This window comes from Bifidobacterium avesanii, assembly GCF_009299475.1.
In the GTDB taxonomy this organism is placed as follows: Bacteria; Actinomycetota; Actinomycetes; order Actinomycetales; family Bifidobacteriaceae; genus Bifidobacterium; species Bifidobacterium avesanii.
Genome location: NZ_WBSN01000021.1, coordinates 1 through 15,071, shown reverse-complemented (window position 1 = coordinate 15,071; position 15,071 = coordinate 1). Strand labels below are relative to the sequence as shown.

14 protein-coding genes and 1 tRNA gene are annotated in these 15,071 nt (G+C 69.1%); 6 read left to right on the top strand and 9 right to left on the bottom strand.

Annotated features, from left to right (window positions below):
* Window positions 1-40 precede the first annotated feature (40 nt).
* Window positions 41-940 (top strand): SPFH domain-containing protein, encoded by a 900-nt coding sequence (locus DSM100685_RS09220; RefSeq protein WP_152351053.1) that lies wholly within the window; start codon window positions 41-43, stop codon window positions 938-940.
* A gap of 188 nt (window positions 941-1,128) precedes the next feature.
* On the opposite strand, the gene DSM100685_RS09215 is transcribed toward DSM100685_RS09220, so the two are convergent.
* Window positions 1,129-1,980, bottom strand: coding sequence for a patatin-like phospholipase family protein (locus DSM100685_RS09215; protein WP_152351052.1), 852 nt, complete (start codon window positions 1,978-1,980; stop codon window positions 1,129-1,131).
* Window positions 1,981-2,536: 556 nt separating this feature from the next.
* Here DSM100685_RS09215 and DSM100685_RS09210 point away from each other — a divergent pair.
* The gene (locus DSM100685_RS09210; RefSeq protein ID WP_240811901.1) at window positions 2,537-3,175 is read left to right on the top strand and encodes a M15 family metallopeptidase; all 639 of its coding nucleotides are present in this window, start codon (window positions 2,537-2,539) and stop codon (window positions 3,173-3,175) included.
* Window positions 3,176-3,312: 137 nt separating this feature from the next.
* On the opposite strand, the gene murI is transcribed toward DSM100685_RS09210, so the two are convergent.
* The 3 genes from murI to DSM100685_RS09195 form a co-directional block, all read right to left on the bottom strand.
* Window positions 3,313-4,095, bottom strand: coding sequence for a glutamate racemase (murI, locus tag DSM100685_RS09205; RefSeq protein WP_152351050.1), 783 nt, complete (start codon window positions 4,093-4,095; stop codon window positions 3,313-3,315).
* A 148-nt stretch (window positions 4,096-4,243) separates the two neighbouring features.
* The gene (gene dapF, locus DSM100685_RS09200; RefSeq protein WP_152351049.1) at window positions 4,244-5,146 is read right to left on the bottom strand and encodes a diaminopimelate epimerase; all 903 of its coding nucleotides are present in this window, start codon (window positions 5,144-5,146) and stop codon (window positions 4,244-4,246) included.
* A 451-nt stretch (window positions 5,147-5,597) separates the two neighbouring features.
* Window positions 5,598-6,296 (bottom strand): vitamin K epoxide reductase family protein, encoded by a 699-nt coding sequence (locus DSM100685_RS09195; RefSeq protein ID WP_152351048.1) that lies wholly within the window; start codon window positions 6,294-6,296, stop codon window positions 5,598-5,600.
* A gap of 78 nt (window positions 6,297-6,374) precedes the next feature.
* Between DSM100685_RS09195 and DSM100685_RS09190 the strand changes: the two genes are divergently transcribed.
* The gene (locus DSM100685_RS09190; protein ID WP_152351047.1) at window positions 6,375-7,229 is read left to right on the top strand and encodes a PHP domain-containing protein; all 855 of its coding nucleotides are present in this window, start codon (window positions 6,375-6,377) and stop codon (window positions 7,227-7,229) included.
* A 59-nt stretch (window positions 7,230-7,288) separates the two neighbouring features.
* Here DSM100685_RS09190 and DSM100685_RS09185 read toward each other — a convergent pair whose 3' ends face one another.
* Both DSM100685_RS09185 and DSM100685_RS09180 read right to left on the bottom strand, forming a co-directional pair.
* A complete protein-coding gene (locus tag DSM100685_RS09185) occupies window positions 7,289-7,519 on the bottom strand; it encodes a DUF3107 domain-containing protein (protein ID WP_152351046.1) in 231 nt (76 codons plus the stop codon).
* 81 nt (window positions 7,520-7,600) lie between these two features.
* Window positions 7,601-8,944 (bottom strand): phosphotransferase, encoded by a 1,344-nt coding sequence (locus DSM100685_RS09180; RefSeq protein WP_152351045.1) that lies wholly within the window; start codon window positions 8,942-8,944, stop codon window positions 7,601-7,603.
* 60 nt (window positions 8,945-9,004) lie between these two features.
* On the opposite strand from DSM100685_RS09180, the gene DSM100685_RS09175 reads away from it, so the two are divergent.
* Window positions 9,005-10,489: an ATP-dependent helicase gene (locus DSM100685_RS09175; RefSeq protein ID WP_152351044.1), complete on the top strand. Its 1,485-nt coding sequence runs from the start codon at window positions 9,005-9,007 to the stop codon at window positions 10,487-10,489.
* A 29-nt stretch (window positions 10,490-10,518) separates the two neighbouring features.
* Here DSM100685_RS09175 and DSM100685_RS09170 read toward each other — a convergent pair whose 3' ends face one another.
* Both DSM100685_RS09170 and DSM100685_RS09165 read right to left on the bottom strand, forming a co-directional pair.
* On the bottom strand, window positions 10,519-10,935 hold the full coding sequence (locus DSM100685_RS09170) for a DUF3052 domain-containing protein (protein ID WP_152351043.1): 417 nt from the start codon (window positions 10,933-10,935) through the stop codon (window positions 10,519-10,521).
* Window positions 10,936-11,051: 116 nt separating this feature from the next.
* Complete coding sequence (locus DSM100685_RS09165) at window positions 11,052-11,897, bottom strand: S16 family serine protease (RefSeq protein ID WP_152351042.1); 846 nt, start codon at window positions 11,895-11,897, stop codon at window positions 11,052-11,054.
* A 69-nt stretch (window positions 11,898-11,966) separates the two neighbouring features.
* On the opposite strand from DSM100685_RS09165, the gene DSM100685_RS09160 reads away from it, so the two are divergent.
* The gene (locus tag DSM100685_RS09160; RefSeq protein ID WP_152351041.1) at window positions 11,967-13,541 is read left to right on the top strand and encodes a zinc-dependent metalloprotease; all 1,575 of its coding nucleotides are present in this window, start codon (window positions 11,967-11,969) and stop codon (window positions 13,539-13,541) included.
* 73 nt (window positions 13,542-13,614) lie between these two features.
* Here the strand turns inward: DSM100685_RS09160 and DSM100685_RS09155 are convergent.
* Window positions 13,615-13,688 (bottom strand) — tRNA-Val (locus tag DSM100685_RS09155).
* A gap of 128 nt (window positions 13,689-13,816) precedes the next feature.
* Between DSM100685_RS09155 and DSM100685_RS10870 the strand changes: the two genes are divergently transcribed.
* Window positions 13,817-15,071: DivIVA domain-containing protein (locus DSM100685_RS10870; protein WP_152351040.1), on the top strand; the 1,255-nt coding region annotated here is incomplete at its 3' end.

Genomic DNA, 15,071 nt, shown 5'->3' with positions numbered 1-15,071 from the left:
AAGGACGTCGCGGACCGCAGTCAAAGGAAGGGGATCGACCATGGCCGGTTGGATCATCTTGGCCGTCATCGTCGTCATTCTGCTCGTGCTGCTCTTCGCGGCGATCTTCATCGTGCCGCAGCAGCAGGCGTACATCATCGAACGATTCGGCAAATTCCACACGGTGCAGTTCGCGGGCATCCACGCCTGCATCCCGTTCGTGGACCGCATCGCCATGAAGACGAACATGCGCGTCAACCAGCTCAACGTGCAGCTGGAGACCAAGACGCTCGACAACGTGTTCGTCACCGTCGTGGCCTCCACGCAGTTCCGCGTCAACCCCAAGGACGTCGCCACGGCGTACTACGAGCTTCGGGACCCCGCAGGCCAGCTGAGGAGCTACATGGAGGACGCCCTGCGCTCCGCCATCCCGGCCCTGACCCTCGACGACGCGTTCGCCCGCAAGGACGACGTGGCCTTCGACGTGCAGAAGACCGTCGGCAACGAGATGAGCCGCTTCGGCTTCACCGTCGTCAAGACCCTCATCACCGCCATCGACCCGAGCCCGCAGGTCAAGAACGCGATGGACTCCATCAACGCCGCCCAGCGCGAGAAGGAGGCCACCCGCCAACGCGCCGAGGCCAACCGCATCCAGATCGAGACGCAGGCGCAGGCCGACGCCGAGAAGACCCGCCTGCAGGGCGAGGGCCAGGCCAACTACCGCCGCGAGATCGCCAACGGCATCGTCGACCAGATCAAGAGCCTGCAGGCCGTGGGCATGAACATCAGCGACGTGAACAACGTGGTCCTGTTCAACCAGTACCTCGACGTGATGCGCTCGCTCGCCGAGTCCAAGAACGCCAAGACCGTGGTGCTGCCCTCCAGCACGCCCGGCGGCTACAAGGACCTCTACGAGCAGGTCACCAAGGCCATGCTCACCGCCAACGAAACCAAGGAGTGAGCCAGCCTCCATTGGCCCGGACCCGCTGATTCCAGTCCGCCGGTTCGGGCCCGCCAGCCCCGCAGGGGCGCGGCTCCGGTCCGTGGCGCGGCGTCGGATTGTTCCCGGCCCCGCGCCACGGACCTTTTTCGTTGGCCCATCGGTTTCATCGGCTCTTCGGCCGGTTGGCCCGTTGGCGCTGCGGTTCGTCAGCGCTCCAGAAACGCCGGGATCGCCGCCGCGGCCGCGTATCCCTTGCGGTACATGAGTTCCAGACCCTCGAAGTTCTTGCTCAGCGTATTGAGCCCGCACAGGTCGTCCGGCGCGAGGATCAGCGCCTTGCCCTCCCGCTCGTAGCGCTTGGCGAGCGCCACCTCGTCGTTGTACGTCCGGTAGCGCTCCAGCAGGCGCTCGGCCGCCGCGGGGTAGCGGTGGCGCAGGATGCGCGCCGGCGCGATGTCCTTCCGCTGCTCGCGCAGCACGTCCTTGAGCCGCGTCAGAATCACCACCACGCGGTCGTAGCCGTCGTCGAGGGCCTTCTGCACCGGCACCGGGTCGGCGATGCCGCCGTCATAGTAGGGCACGCCGTCCACCACGTACGGCTCGCACGCCACCGGCACCGCGCTGGACGCCTTGACCACGTCGAAGTCGTCGTAGCGGATGCGCGACTTGTCGAAGTACTTGGTGGATCCGTCCTCCGCGTTGCACGCCACCACCGTGAACCCGGTCGGGTTCGCCTCGAACGCCGCGTAGTCCACCGGGTACTCGCCGTCGTGGTTGGACAGCGTGCCGTAGATGTAGTCAAGGTTCGCGAAGTTGTGGTGCTTGAAGAAGCTCTCCGCGCTCGCGTACTCCTTGCGGAACGCGTATTCGGTGTAGAACTTGTGGTTGCGGCCGGGCTGGCGGGCGATGTACGAGACCATGTTCGCCGCGCCCGCGGAGACCCCGTAGCAGTGGTCGAAGTCAATGCCGTCGTCCGCGAGCCGGTCCATCACGCCGCATCCGAAGATCGCGCGGAATCCGCCGCCCACATCAATCAGCGCCGTCCTGTGCTTGGCCATGCGTTCCCCTTTCTTATTCCAACGCCTTTGAGCTTAGTGCGTCCGGCGTGCGCGCGGGGCCGACATTTCGCGGGCCGGTGTGGGGCATCGGCGGATTCCAAGCGTCAAACCCCCGCGTTGGCGTCCGTTTGACGCTCGGAATCCGGATCATCCCGGGGAATGATTCGGATTCCGGCGGCCCTCCTCCGGTTCATCCCCGAGGCCGATGGCCCCGAAGTCCCGGCGCTTTTACGATGTGAGGCATCCATGTCAAGTTTCATGGCAGGGTCCCATGGCAAGAGGACGGGAGGCGGCGATGGTCCGCATGGTGAAGAGCATGGGCGGTCCGCCGGCGGACGTTCCACGGCGTGCGTTTTGCGAGGGCGGGGAGCGTCCCGCGCGGATGCGGCGGCAACCCATGCCGCAACCAGCGCGGCAGTTCGAGCGGTCTGCATGGCCAGAGCGGTTTGCGCAGTCCGCGCAGCAGTCCGCGCGACGGTTCGCCGATTGCCGTCGTGCGCGCAACAGGGTGCTGGCGTTGCGCCGGACGGCGGTGATTGCGGCGGCGATCGGAATCGTGTTGGCCGGGTTGGTCGGCCTGGGGCGGTTCATGGGCGTCGGCCCGTTCGCGGGCCACATTCCCGAAGCCCGGTACTCCGCCGAATCATGGAACCTGACCGTCGTCAACCGATGGCACCGCATCCCCGATGCCTATCCGGAGCCGGACCTGACGCGGCTGCGCAACGGCGAACAGGTGGATTCGCGCATTTACCCGGATCTGCAGCGCATGTTCGACGCGATGCGCGCCGACGGCCTCAATCCGGAGGTGAGCGCGGGATATCGCACGCGCGCCACGCAGCAGCGGATTCTGGACGAGAAAATCGAAGCCTACTGGTCGGAGGGCGTGCCGCGCGCGGCGGCTAGGACCAAGGCGCTCGAAACCGTGGCGGTTCCCGGCACCAGCGAGCATGAACTGGGGCTTGCGGTCGACGTCAACGCCGCGGGCATGAACGATGCGGCCGCGAATCAGAAGGTGTACGCGTGGCTGGCCGAACACGCCGCGCAGTACGGGTTCGTGCTGCGATATCCGGACGGCGGGACCGCGGTGACCGGCGTGGCCTACGAGCCGTGGCACTACCGGTACGTGGGAGTTCAGGCCGCCTCGGCGATGTGCGCGAACGATCTGACGCTGGAGGAGTATGCGGGCGCAATGTAGCGCAATCCGGCAAGTCCAATGTGCTTTCGTTGCGCTGGGAGGCCTCCGAATGCTGCGTTCGCGTTTGGAATTTCGGATTGCGCTACGGTCAGCCAGCAACGTTCATAGCTTCGGCGGCTGATCGGACGCCCGTCCGTTCAGCGCCCGAATTCCAGCAGTTCGCGCGACAGGTCCGCGATGCGTTCGGACGGATCGGAGTTGCGCAGCTCCACGCCGCCCTCGGCGTCTTCGGGAGCGCGCTTGCCCAGCGATTCGAGCACCACGTCGAGGTGGCGAATGGTGCCCTCGTTGCCGTCGATGATCGCCGTGGAGGCGGGCAGCAGCTCACGGAAGTAGTCGCGGTAGAACACGAAGTGCGTGCAGCCGAGGACCACCGAGTCGATCTCGCCCAGATCGTACTGGTTGAAGTAGTCGTGCAGCGTGCGCATCACCAGATCATGGTCGCCCAGCTTGCCGGACTCCACGATCTCCACCAGCTCCGGGCACGGCTGCTTGAAGATGGTGTGCGACGCCTTGAACCGGTCCATGAGCGCGGCGAACTTGCGCTCGCGCAGGGTCAGCGGCGTGGCGGCCACGATCACGCGCTGGCGGGTGCCGTGGCCCGCGTCGCACGCCACCTTGAGCGCCGGCTCCATGCCGATGATCGGGATGTCGTAGTGCTCGCGCAGGTCGTTGACCGCCGCGGACGTGGCCGTGTTGCAGGCGATCACCACGGCCTTGACGCCCCGGCCTACAAAGTCCTCCACGATGCGGAAGCTCAGCTCGCGCACCTGATCGGGCGTCTTGGTGCCGTAGGGCGCGTTGGCGGAGTCGCCGAAGTACAGCACCCGCTCATGCGGCAGGTCATGCGTCAGCTGGCGCACGACCGAAATGCCGCCCAAACCGGAATCGAACACGCCTACGGGCGCTGCGGATGCCATGGAAGCCTCCTTGAAGCGAAGATGATCACAAGCACGTCTCTATACGCATGGTACTCGGGCGGTGTGCAGGTTCCGTGCCCACCCGTGCCGGCGTGCGGGCCGCGCCGCATGGGTCGCACATCAGCACGGGCGGGCACAGCATGGTCCGTCAGCGTGCAAGCGTCACGTCGCCCACGATCGTCGCTGATCCGGTGAGCGTCACGTCGTCGTCCGTCACGTCCACGCGCAGCACGCCGCCGCGCACGGTGATCGTCCAGTGGCCAATGCCGGTGATCGCGCGCAGGATCACGCCGGTGGCGCACAGGCCGGTGCCGCAGGAGAGGGTCTCGCCGCAGCCGCGCTCGTTGACGCGCATGGTCGCCGTGCCGGTGCCGGCCGTCCGGTCGATGCCGTCCACGCGCACGAACTCCACGTTCTGGTCGGATTCGATGACCGGCGCGACCACCGGCTTGACGGCCAGATCGAGCGCCTCCACGGCGGGCAGCGTGGCCTTGCCGTCCTCGATCACCGCGACCACATGCGGGTTGCCCATGTCCACGAACGTGCCGCGCGCCGCACCCTCGGTGCCGGGGATGGTGACCTCGTACGCGCCGAGCTCGCCGATGCGCCATGCGCCGATCTCAACGCGGAACACGTCCCGCCCGAGCCCGTCCACGTCGCCGAGCGGGGTGAGCGTCTTGACGCCGGCGCGCGTGCCGAGCCGGAACGCGCCCTCGCCGGCCTTGGGGGCGAGTCCTTCGCGCTGGGCGAACCGCGTGACCGCGCGCGTGCCGTTGCCGCACATCTCCGCAAGCGAGCCGTCCGCGTTGCGATAGTCCATGAACCACTCGGCCCCGGCGCCTTGGCAGTCGGCGACCTGCGCGGCGGCGAGGTCGGACACGTCGGCCGGGTGCGCGAGGCGGATCAGGCCGTCGCCGCCGACGCCGAAGTGCCGGTCGCACAGGAAGCGGACCTCGTCCGCGGTGGGCTCGTACTCGCCGGTCGGGTCGGCGTAGACCACGAAGTCGTTGCCGGTGGCGTGGGTTTTGGTGACATGCTGCGGAATGCTCATGCGCCCAGCCTAGCGCGGGGAATGCCCGTGACGGGCGGCAGTGGCTCCGGGCTTGCCGACCCTCCGCGGCGTCCGTGATCATGCCGACGGACATGTTTTCCGTCTCCGCGTCGTTTCCCGCGTCGGTTTTCGTATCACCCGGCATGATTTGCGACGCCGGGTATCCGTCGGTTATCTACCAAGCGTCCGTTCCCGTGTCGGATGGATATTATTTGCGTCGCTGATCGGGCCTGAACGTACCTTTTCGTATCGGATGGATATTATTTCCGCCACTGGCCGGGGCTGGGCGTCCGTTTCCATATCGGCCAATAGTATTCCGGGCGCTGCCGGGCGCCATCCGTCCGTCCGCCGGACGTCAACTGTCCGTCCGCCGGACGCCGATGGACGGTCCGACCGCCGTGTGGCCGGTTTCCGCGTCCGTGTTCGTTGCGAACGCCGGAACGGCAGCGAATCAGAACAGCACGGCGCCGTACTGCAGGAGGATCAGCGCGACGAGCACCACGATCCACAGCGCGTCGACCATGAGGTCGAAGCCGAGGCGGTAGTACTTGCGCAGACCGGCGGGAGCCCCGTCGCCCGCCGCACCGGAACCGGGCAGGCCCTGCACCGCCACCGTCGCGTGCGACAGGGCCATGAACTGCACGGTCGTGGAGAACATGAGCGCCAGGCACCACGGGCACAGCGCGTGGATCACGTACATGGACTGCGAGAACAGCCAGTAGGCGTAGGCCAGCGCGGCGAGTCCGCCCAGCCACGTGCACGCGGCGAACCACCGCGGCACGGCCACCTTCGCAAGTCCGATCACCGCCACCGTGACGAACACCGATTCGGCCGCGATGCCGAAGAACGCGTTCGGGAAGCTCAGGTCGCCGAACCGGATGATCTCGGACTGCCACGACTGCGCGACCGTGGTACAGGAGACCACGCCGTTGACGTCGCACGCGAGCTTCTCGCCGGGGTGCCGGGCCATCTGCAGCGTCTCCGCGGACAGCACGAACGAGACGAACAGCGCCACCGTGGAGGCGATCAGCATCACGAGGTACGTCCACGTGGAGCCGTGCCGCCAGCCGGTCAGTCCGTTCGCCGCGCCCGTTTCATCCGATCGGGCCGTGTCCGTCATCGCCGTGTCCGCATCAGTCGAACGTCCCATATCCGCAAAGCCCCTTTCGCGCGAGTCCCGCGGGGTGTCTGCGCGCGCCCGCGGCTGGCTACAGCTTACGATGGTGATATGACTCAAGGATGGGACCTGCACTGCCACACCGCGTTCTCCGACGGTACGGAGACGCCGCGCACGCTCGTGCGTCGGGCGAAGGAGCTCGGGCTCGGGGGCGTGGCGATCACCGACCACGACACGACCGCCGGCTGGTCCGAGGCGGAGGAGGCGGCGCGCGAATTCGGCCTGCCGCTGCTGCGCGGCACGGAGATCACCGCGGAGGACGGGCGCGTGAGCGTGCACATGCTCGCCTACCAGTACGATCCGCGCAACCAGACCATCGCGCAGCTGTTCGCATCGACGCGCGCCAGCCGCCTCGCCCGCACCAAGGCCATGGTGGAGCGCCTGAGCCGCGACTTCCCGATCACGTGGGACGACGTGCTCGCGCAGGTCCGCGAGGGCGGCAGGACGACCGTGGGCCGGCCGCACATCGCCGACGCGCTGGTGGCCGCGGGCGTGTACCAGAACCGTTCGGAGGCGTTCGCGCAGGCGGTGTCCGCGGCCAGCCCGTACTACATTCCCACGCCGTCGCCGACCACGCACGAGGTGGTGCGGGCCGTGGGACTGGCCGGGGGAGTGGTGATCGTGGCGCATGCGGGCGCCGAGCAGCGCAATCCGGTGCTGCTGAGCGACGACCAGATCGAGGCGCTCGTGGACGAGGGGCTCGACGGCCTTGAGGTGCGGCACCGCGACAATTCGCCGGAGCAGCGCCGTCGTCTGCTGGCGATCTGCGAACGCCGGGGCCTGCTGGTCACGGGAGGTTCGGACTGGCACGGCGCGGGCAAGCCGAACCGGCTGGGGGAGAACGTGACGGACGACGACACGGTGCGCGAGATCGTGCGCCGCGGCGCCATCACGCTGGTGAAATGACGTCACCCCGGGCGAAGGGTCCTCGTCCGGGGTGACGTGAAGCGGGAATGACGCCGAAATCAGGCGTCGAGGGCGCCGAAGCCCACGGCGTGCTTGGTTTCGGAGCCGATGATCGCGTAGCCGAGCGCGGCGGCCGGCACGATGATGCGGCGGCCCTTGTCGTCGGTCAGGTCGATCGGCCGGCCCTCGGCGATGGCCTTGTCGATGGCCGCGCCCACCTCGTCGGCGCCGGCTTCGGTGCTGAAGGTGACGGGACGGGCCACGTTCTGGACGCCCAGTTCGATATCCATGGTGTTTCCTCGCAATCTGTGTGTGCTGATGGTTGTTGACGTTATCGGTTTTCCGCGCCCATTGTTCCGCGGGCGGCGGATTTACGCTTTGGGCGTGGCGGTGGCCGCGGCGGCCGCGGCGGTTGCGGTGGACGTGCCGGTGGAGGTGTCGGAACCAGCCGCCGGGCCGTCCACCTTGGCGATCTTGCCGCTGATGCCGGTGGCGTCCGCCGTGAACGACTGCGCGGGCAGCACGATCGTCGCGGTCTCGCTGTCCGGCGTGACGATCTCGGTCGGATCGTTGAACACGTTGGCCACGGGCACGTCCGGCATGGTGGGCACGCGCGGGGTGCGCGGGCGGATCTCGCTGTCGGGCGCGCGAGTCCGACTGTCCTCGTGCAGCAGCGTGCCCACGGTGATCGTGGACGGGTGGCGGTCGTCGCCCGCGGACCGGTCGGTCGGGGCGGGCGCGGGGGAGGACGGCTCCCCGGACGCGGCGGACATCATGATGAGCTGGTGCGCCAGCCGCTCCACCTGTGCCTTGAACTGGATGATCTTCGCGTTGTCCGCGCGGTCGATGGCGCTCACGAAATCGCCCACCTGCTCCATCTGCAGCCACAGGTTGGCGCGCAGCATGATCAGATCGTCGAGCTTGGAGCCCATCATGCGCCCGTACGCGGCGATCACGGCGTTGCGGTGGCGGTCGTCGAGCTTGGCGAAGATCCACGCCAGATCGCGCGCCGGATCGTTGATCTGCATGCTCTGCCAGTGGTAGACGGCCGTGAGCCCGGAACGGTCGAACAGCAGGTCGCCGTCCTCGAACCCGCCGTGCACCGGGCAGGTGGCGAAGTCCCACATGCCGTCCGTGGCGATGATGCGCGACCAGCTGGTCGTGATCTCGGCGGGCACGTGGCCGGCGCGCTTGAGGCGTTCGATCCACGCGACGAGCTGGTCGTGGATCTGCCGGGTGGTGTACGCCGGGTAGGCCTCGTCCATGAGGAACGTGCCGCGCATGCGGTGGATGGCGCCGATCGCGGTGCCCACGGACGAGCATTCGTCCACGGTGAGCGTGTCCAGCGGCTTGGCGACGCCCTCGCGGTGCTGCAGGATCACGAGCGCCGCGCCGTCGGTCGGGTTGTCGTCGCCCTCGCCGGTCACGTATTTGAGCACGCGCTCCACGGCGAAGCTCAGCCCGGCCGGCTCCTTGGCGCGTCCGAGCGTGCGGGCCGCCACGACGCGTTCCCTCACGCGCCGCTTGGCCTTGTCTCCCTCGGCGGCGACCACGTCGTACAGGCGTCCGGCGTTGTCCTGAATCACCGCGCGGCTGATGCCGAGCGCGGCGTCGGAGGCGCTGGCCTCGTTACCATCCCGCACGCCGGCTACGGCCAGTCCGGGCGCGGCCGCGGAAGCCAGCGCGGCCAACGTGTAATTGCTAGAAAACGTCACATTTCAACAGTAATACATCACACCGCCCACGCCGGGCAGGAAAACTGACACAATGGTGGTGTGAACGATCAAAGCGAACGGATTCTGGAGTCCCTGGACGACGCGCAGCGCGAGGCCGCCACGTCGATCGACGGGCCGGTGCGCATCGTGGCGGGCGCCGGCGCGGGCAAGACGCGCACCATCACGCGGCGCATCGCCCACGCCTGCGCGCGCGGCGACTGGGATCCGTCCCGCGTGCTCGCCGTCACGTTCTCCGTGAAGGCCGCCGAGGAGATGCGCTCGCGCATCGAGCGGCTGGGCGTCGAGGGCGTGACCGCGGCCACGTTCCACTCCGCGGCCCTGCACCAGCTCAACCGCGTGTGGGCGAACGTGACCGAGGCGCCGTTCCCGGACCTGCAATCGGACCACCGCCCGCTCATCGCCTCCGCCTACGCGCGCGTGACCGGCTCCGGCGAACCCGAACCGCTCGCCGTGCGCGACCTCGAGGCGGAGATCGGCTGGACCAAGGTCTCGCTCGTGAGCCCGGACGACTACGTGCGCGTGTGCGCGGCCACGCACCGCGAACCCCCGGCCGGCCTCGACCCCGCCCGCATGGCCGACCTCATCTCGGCGTACGAGGCGGACAAGACCGCGCGCAACCAGATCGACTTCAACGACATCCTGCTCATGGTCTGCCATCTGCTGGAGGATCCGGAGCTCAAGGAGGCGTCCGCCGCGATCCGCCGGCGCATCGGATGGCTCACCGTGGACGAGTACCAGGACGTCTCGCCCCTGCAGCACCGGCTCATGCGCTTGTGGCTGGGGGACAACCGCAACGTGTGCGTGGTGGGCGACGCCGCCCAGACCATCTACTCGTTCGCCGGGGCCACGAGCTACTACCTGCGCTCGTTCGCCGACGAATTCCGGCCGCTCGCCGCGGACGTGACGCTCAACGTCGACTACCGCTCCACCGCGTCCGTGGTGCGCTACGCCAACCGCGTGCTCGCCGCGAGCCCCGAGCGCGCCGGATACATCAAACTGACCTCCGGGCAGGAGGGGCCGGCCGGACCGCGCGTGACGGCGCTGCGCTACGAGAGCGACGCGGACGAGGCGCGCGGCGTGGCCTCGCGGTTCAAAAAGCTCATCGAAAGGGGCGCCAAGCCGGCGGACTGCGCGGTCCTGACGCGCATCAACGCGCAGCAGGCGCTCGTGTGCGCCGCGCTCAAGGAGGCCGGCCTGGGCTACCGCGTGCGCACGGACGCCGGATGGCAGGCGCAGTCGCTGAGCGTGGAGAGCCTCAAGGAGGATCTGACGGCGGGTACGGTCACAGTGTCCACCATCCACGCGGCCAAGGGCCTCGAATTCCCGCACGTGTGCATCGTGGGATGCTCGGAGGGGCTGCTGCCGTTCGGCTCGCCCGCGCCGGGGGATGCGCTGGAGGAGGAGCGGCGGCTCATGTACGTGGGCGTGACGCGCGCTGAGCGGACGCTGCAGCTCTCGTTCGCCGCGTCCAAGGACGGATACGCGGCCATGCAGCGCGCGCCCAGCCGCTTCCTGCAGCGGTAGCGGGCGGGCGCGCGGGGAAAATCCGGGACTTACTTGCCCTTGCCGAAGGCGCGCAGGCGGATGCCGTTCCAGTCGGGGCTGACCGTCAGCGGCGTCGCGGCGTTCATGCCCGCGGTCTTCGCGGCGTTCTGCACGGTGCTGGAGCTCGCCGCGCCGGGGCGGCCGGGCTTCGGGGTGAGGACCCACAGCGGGCCGGATTCGTCGAGCACCCCCGTGGCGTCGACGATCGTGTCGGACAGTTCGTCCTCGTCGTCGCCGTCGCGCCACCAGATGATGACGCCGTCCACCGACGAGCCGTAGTCCTCGTCCACCAGCTCCTCGCCGGTCAGATCCTCGATGCTCGCTCGGATGGCGTCGTCCACGTCATCATCCCACAGCCACTCCTGAATGATGTCGCCGGGATGAAAACCGAATTCTTCCGCTTTCTGGGATGCCGTTTCAGTCACGTCAAACAGCATAACAACACTTGGCGAACTGCCTTGTAACACATCCGACATGTGGCTTGCTGAGTGTGTCGCCGCCGTGCCTCTGCCGTCCCCGCGGGTCCGTCGTCCCCGTGCGGTCACTGCGCCGTGCAGCGCGGCAGGTCGCCGCCCCGCCCCTCGCCGATCGCCGTGAGCGCGTCGTACGCCTCCCCGAGCGTGGAGACCGCCACGTCGGTGAGGCCGGCGGGCACGTGGCCCACCACGGACGAGCAGTTGTCCTTCGGGGCGAGGAACCACGAGGCACCGTCGCGCTTGGCGGCGATCATCTTGAGCTGGATGCCGCCGATCGCGCCCACCTTGCCGTCCGCGTCGATCGTGCCGGTGCCGGCCACGGTCAGCCCCCCGGTCTCCTGCGCCTCGGTGAGCTTGTCGATCACGCCGAGCGCGTACATCATGCCGGCCGACGGGCCGCCGATGTCGTCCACGTGCATGCTCACCGTCACCCCGTCCGTGTCCACGCCGCGGGCCTTGAGGAACGCAAGCGCCGCGGCGGCGGCCGAATCCTGCGAGCCGGTCATCTGCCGCTCGGTCTGCTCCTTGTACTCCTCGGCGGTCTGGCCGGACGGCACGAACGCCTCGCGCGGCATGACGATCTGCCCGGGGCTGAACCACCCCCACAGCGCCTCCGCGTTGAGCGCGGGGTAGCCGGGCATGCCGGACGCGTTGACCGTGGTGAGCAGCAGTTTGCCCGTGTCCGGGTGCGTGTCCGCGCCGGTGATCGCGATGATCGGCGCGCCCCCCGACTCGCCGAGCACGTCCGCCGTGGGGCCCGGCCGCTCGATCACGTACGGACTGGGCAGCACGAGCGCCACGACGCACAGGACCACGCCGGCGGCCCCCAGCTTGAAGAGCGGGGTGCGCGAGCGGGCCCATGCGCGGACGTGCCGGACTCGGGCGGTCATGAGGTTCCTCAGGTCTGTCATGTCTCCCTAGTGTAGGAGGGCCGTTCGCCGCCGGTGGAGCGTTCGGCGGGGCTCACTAGAATGACTGGCATGGAAGAAAACGAGATTCGCCAGTGGCTCATCGAATGCTTCGGACCCGTGGAGGGCGAGATGGCGTGGCAGCAGTTCTCCCAGCTGCCCGCGCCGCTGAGGGAGCAGATCATGAGTCAGGGCAAGGACGGCCTGCCCAAGCCCAGCGAGGTGCAGTCGCTCATCCAGGCGCTGGGCGCCGGAGGGCTCAACACCATGGGCGACATGCAGCGCACCGTGGAGGAGGGGCCGATCAACGTCAAGCTGGCCCGCTCCCTCGCGCTCGGCAAGGTGAACGGCGGCGACGCGGAGACGATCGTGAGCGCCGAGGAGGGACAGTCGGCCCGCCGCGCGCTGAGCGAGGCGAACCTGTGGCTCGACTCCGTGTGCGAGATGGATCCGGCGCCCGGCGAGGCGCAGGTGCTCACGCGCGCCGACTGGGTGAACGGCACGATCGAGGCGTGGGCGGCCTTCGCGGCCCCGGTGGTGCAGTCCATGGGCGATGCGCTCGCCTCCGTGATCTCCGAGCGGCTGGGCGGCATGCTCGGCGGCGAGATCTCCGGCATGTTCGCTGGCCCGGTGCCCATCCCGATCCCCGATTCCATGAAGGACCCCGGCCAGCTCATGCGCCTGCTCGGCAACACGTCGTACGCCATGCAGCTCGGTCAGGCCGCCGGCGCGCTGTCCGGCGAGGTGCGCGGCAGCTTCGACCAGGGCATCGCGTTGCTCGGCAACCCGGCGGGCGGCCTGATCATCCAGAACGTCAACGCCTACGCCGATTCGCTGGACATCCCCCGGCGCGAGGTGCTGGCCTTCCTCGCCCTGCAGGAGACCGCGCACGCCCGCCTGTTCGCCTCCGTGCCGTGGCTCATGCCGCGCTTCGAGGCGCTGATCGGCAAGTACGCGCGCGGCATCCGCATCGATCTGGACGCCATGGAGCAGCAGCTGCGCGAGGCGCAGGACATGAACCCCGAGTCGATCGCCGACGCGGTGAACATCGCCAAGGTGGGCATCGCGGACACCGAGGAGCAGCGCGAGGCGCTCGCCGGCGTGGAGACCCTGCTCGCCACCGTGGAGGGCTGGGTGGACTGCGTGGTGTGGCGCGCCGGCATGGCCCACATCCCGCACATTGAGCAGCTGCGCGAGATGCTGCGCCGCGAGCGCGCCGTGGGAGGCCCCGCCGAGCAGACCTTCGAGTCGCTGCTGGGCCTCGACCTGCACCCCAAGCGCCAGCGCGAGGCCGCCGCCGTGTGGGAGCGCCTCACCGCCGCGGAGGGCACCGAGGGCCGCGACGCGCGCTGGTCGCACCCCGACCTGCTGCCCGCCATCGAGGAGTCCGACGCGGGTGCGGGCTCGGCCGGCTCCGCCGGTGCCTCCGGTGCTTTCGGTGTGGCTGCCGGCGCTGCCGGCGCTTCGGCCGGGACCGGCGCCGACGGGTCCGGGAACGCGAACGGCCCCGCCGCGAACGGCTCCGCCACGTCCGGCACGGTCGACTGGGACGCCGAACTGAGCAAGCTCCTCGACGAGGAGCACGGCGACGACTCCGGCAAGGACGGCGAAGCCGGCGGAGACGGCGAGCGGCCCGAGGGCGAATAACGCCGAAGACCCGGTTGAAATGGACGATTTGAGGCGCCAAAACGTCCGTTCCAACCGGATCTTCGTGAATGCGTGGGCGATGAGGGACTCGAACCCCCGACGTCCACCGTGTAAAGGTGGCGCTCTAACCAACTGAGCTAATCGCCCGCAACGCACAAGCGTAACGCATGTTGCGGCCAAACGGCGCGTCCGGCGCGCGGCGGGGCTTGGCATGCGTCGCGTTGGTCACGTAAGGTGAGATGCAGTGTAATCCCTCATCACAGGAGGTATGTCCCATGTCCCAGCAGTCCGCCGCCAACGGTCAAGGTCCCGTCATCGCCCGGGCGGGCAAGCGCAAGTTGGGATACGACGTCGCCCAGGTGGATGAGTTTCTGGCGCGCGCGCACGCCCTGTACGAGAGCGAGCAGCCGCAGCTGACCCAGCACGACATCCAGTCCGTCTCCTTCGATCTGGTGAAGGACGGCTATGCGATCGCGCAGGTGGACGCGGCGCTGTCCCGTCTGGAGCGCGCCGTGGTGGACAAGCACACGTCATGGGAGCTCGCGCACGGCGGCCGCGTGCCGTTCCGGGTGCGCAGCGAGGAGATGCTCAACGCGCTCGAGGCCCATTACCGCCGCGCGCCGAAGCACCGTTTCAAGGACGGGCAGGGCAAACACCCGTCGTACGACCGCAAGCAGGTGGACCGTGTGGTCGACCAGGTGATCGCCAAGGCGTCCAGCACGCTGGGGGAGCAGGGCGCCCTGCCGGCGGATTCCAAGGAGCTGCTCGACGTGACCGCCAGCCGCGTCGCCAACGTGATCTTCACTCAGCGCAAGGGCAAGCGCGGCTATGACGAGCGCGCCGTGGACTACTACCTCGACGTGGCGGTGCAGCTGCTGTCCCGTCTGGAGTCCTTCGCCCGCGTGAGCGACTACGCGACCGCCGAGTCGCCCGCTTCCGCATCCTCCGCTGCGGCGTCCGCGCCAGCCCCGGCCCCGGTCCTGCCGACGCCTCCCGCCCCGGTTGCGACTCCGGTCGCCCCTGCGGCTCCCGAGGCCCCGTCGTTCGCGCCGCAGTCCGCCGAGTCCCGGCAGCTCCAGACCGCCTCCGACCAGGCTTCCTCCGCCGCGCAGGAGACGCAGGTGATCCCGCCGCTGTTCACGCCGTCCGGCCAGCCGAACGCGGACGCGCAGCGCGCCATGGACTCGTTCGACCAGCTCGCCTCCGCAGAGCACTCGATCTTCGCGCCCAAGTCCGCGCCCGAAGCCCCCGCTCCCGTCGTGCCGGAGCCGATCGTGCCCATCCCGTCGCCGAAGAATGCGCCGTCCGTGTCCGTGCCGATCGCGCCGGCAGCCGCTCCCGCCCAGGCTCCCGCACAGCCCGTCCCGCCGGTGCAGTCCGCGCCGGTCGTCAGCGATTCGCTCGCGGCGCTGGCGCAGTCCGTGCCGCAGCACGTCGAGAAGGAATCCGCGCCCACCGAGGCCATCGCGCCCGTCGCCGAATCCGAGCCGCCCGTCGCGCCGGCCGAGCTCGCCAAGTCGGCCGAGCCCG

Excerpts from the sequence above, each read along its gene's own strand:
- DSM100685_RS09220 (WP_152351053.1), top strand. The coding sequence starts at position 41 with ATGGCCGGTTGGATCATCTTGGCCGTCATCGTCGTCATTCTGCTCGTG.
- DSM100685_RS09215 (WP_152351052.1), bottom strand. The coding sequence starts at position 1,980 with ATGGCCAAGCACAGGACGGCGCTGATTGATGTGGGCGGCGGATTCCGC.
- murI (WP_152351050.1), bottom strand. The coding sequence starts at position 4,095 with ATGGCATCCGCAGCGCCCGTAGGCGTGTTCGATTCCGGTTTGGGCGGC.
- dapF (WP_152351049.1), bottom strand. The coding sequence starts at position 5,146 with ATGAGCATTCCGCAGCATGTCACCAAAACCCACGCCACCGGCAACGAC.
- DSM100685_RS09195 (WP_152351048.1), bottom strand. The coding sequence starts at position 6,296 with ATGGGACGTTCGACTGATGCGGACACGGCGATGACGGACACGGCCCGA.
- DSM100685_RS09190 (WP_152351047.1), top strand. The coding sequence starts at position 6,375 with ATGACTCAAGGATGGGACCTGCACTGCCACACCGCGTTCTCCGACGGT.
- DSM100685_RS09185 (WP_152351046.1), bottom strand. The coding sequence starts at position 7,519 with ATGGATATCGAACTGGGCGTCCAGAACGTGGCCCGTCCCGTCACCTTC.
- DSM100685_RS09165 (WP_152351042.1), bottom strand. The coding sequence starts at position 11,897 with ATGACAGACCTGAGGAACCTCATGACCGCCCGAGTCCGGCACGTCCGC.
- DSM100685_RS09160 (WP_152351041.1), top strand. The coding sequence starts at position 11,967 with ATGGAAGAAAACGAGATTCGCCAGTGGCTCATCGAATGCTTCGGACCC.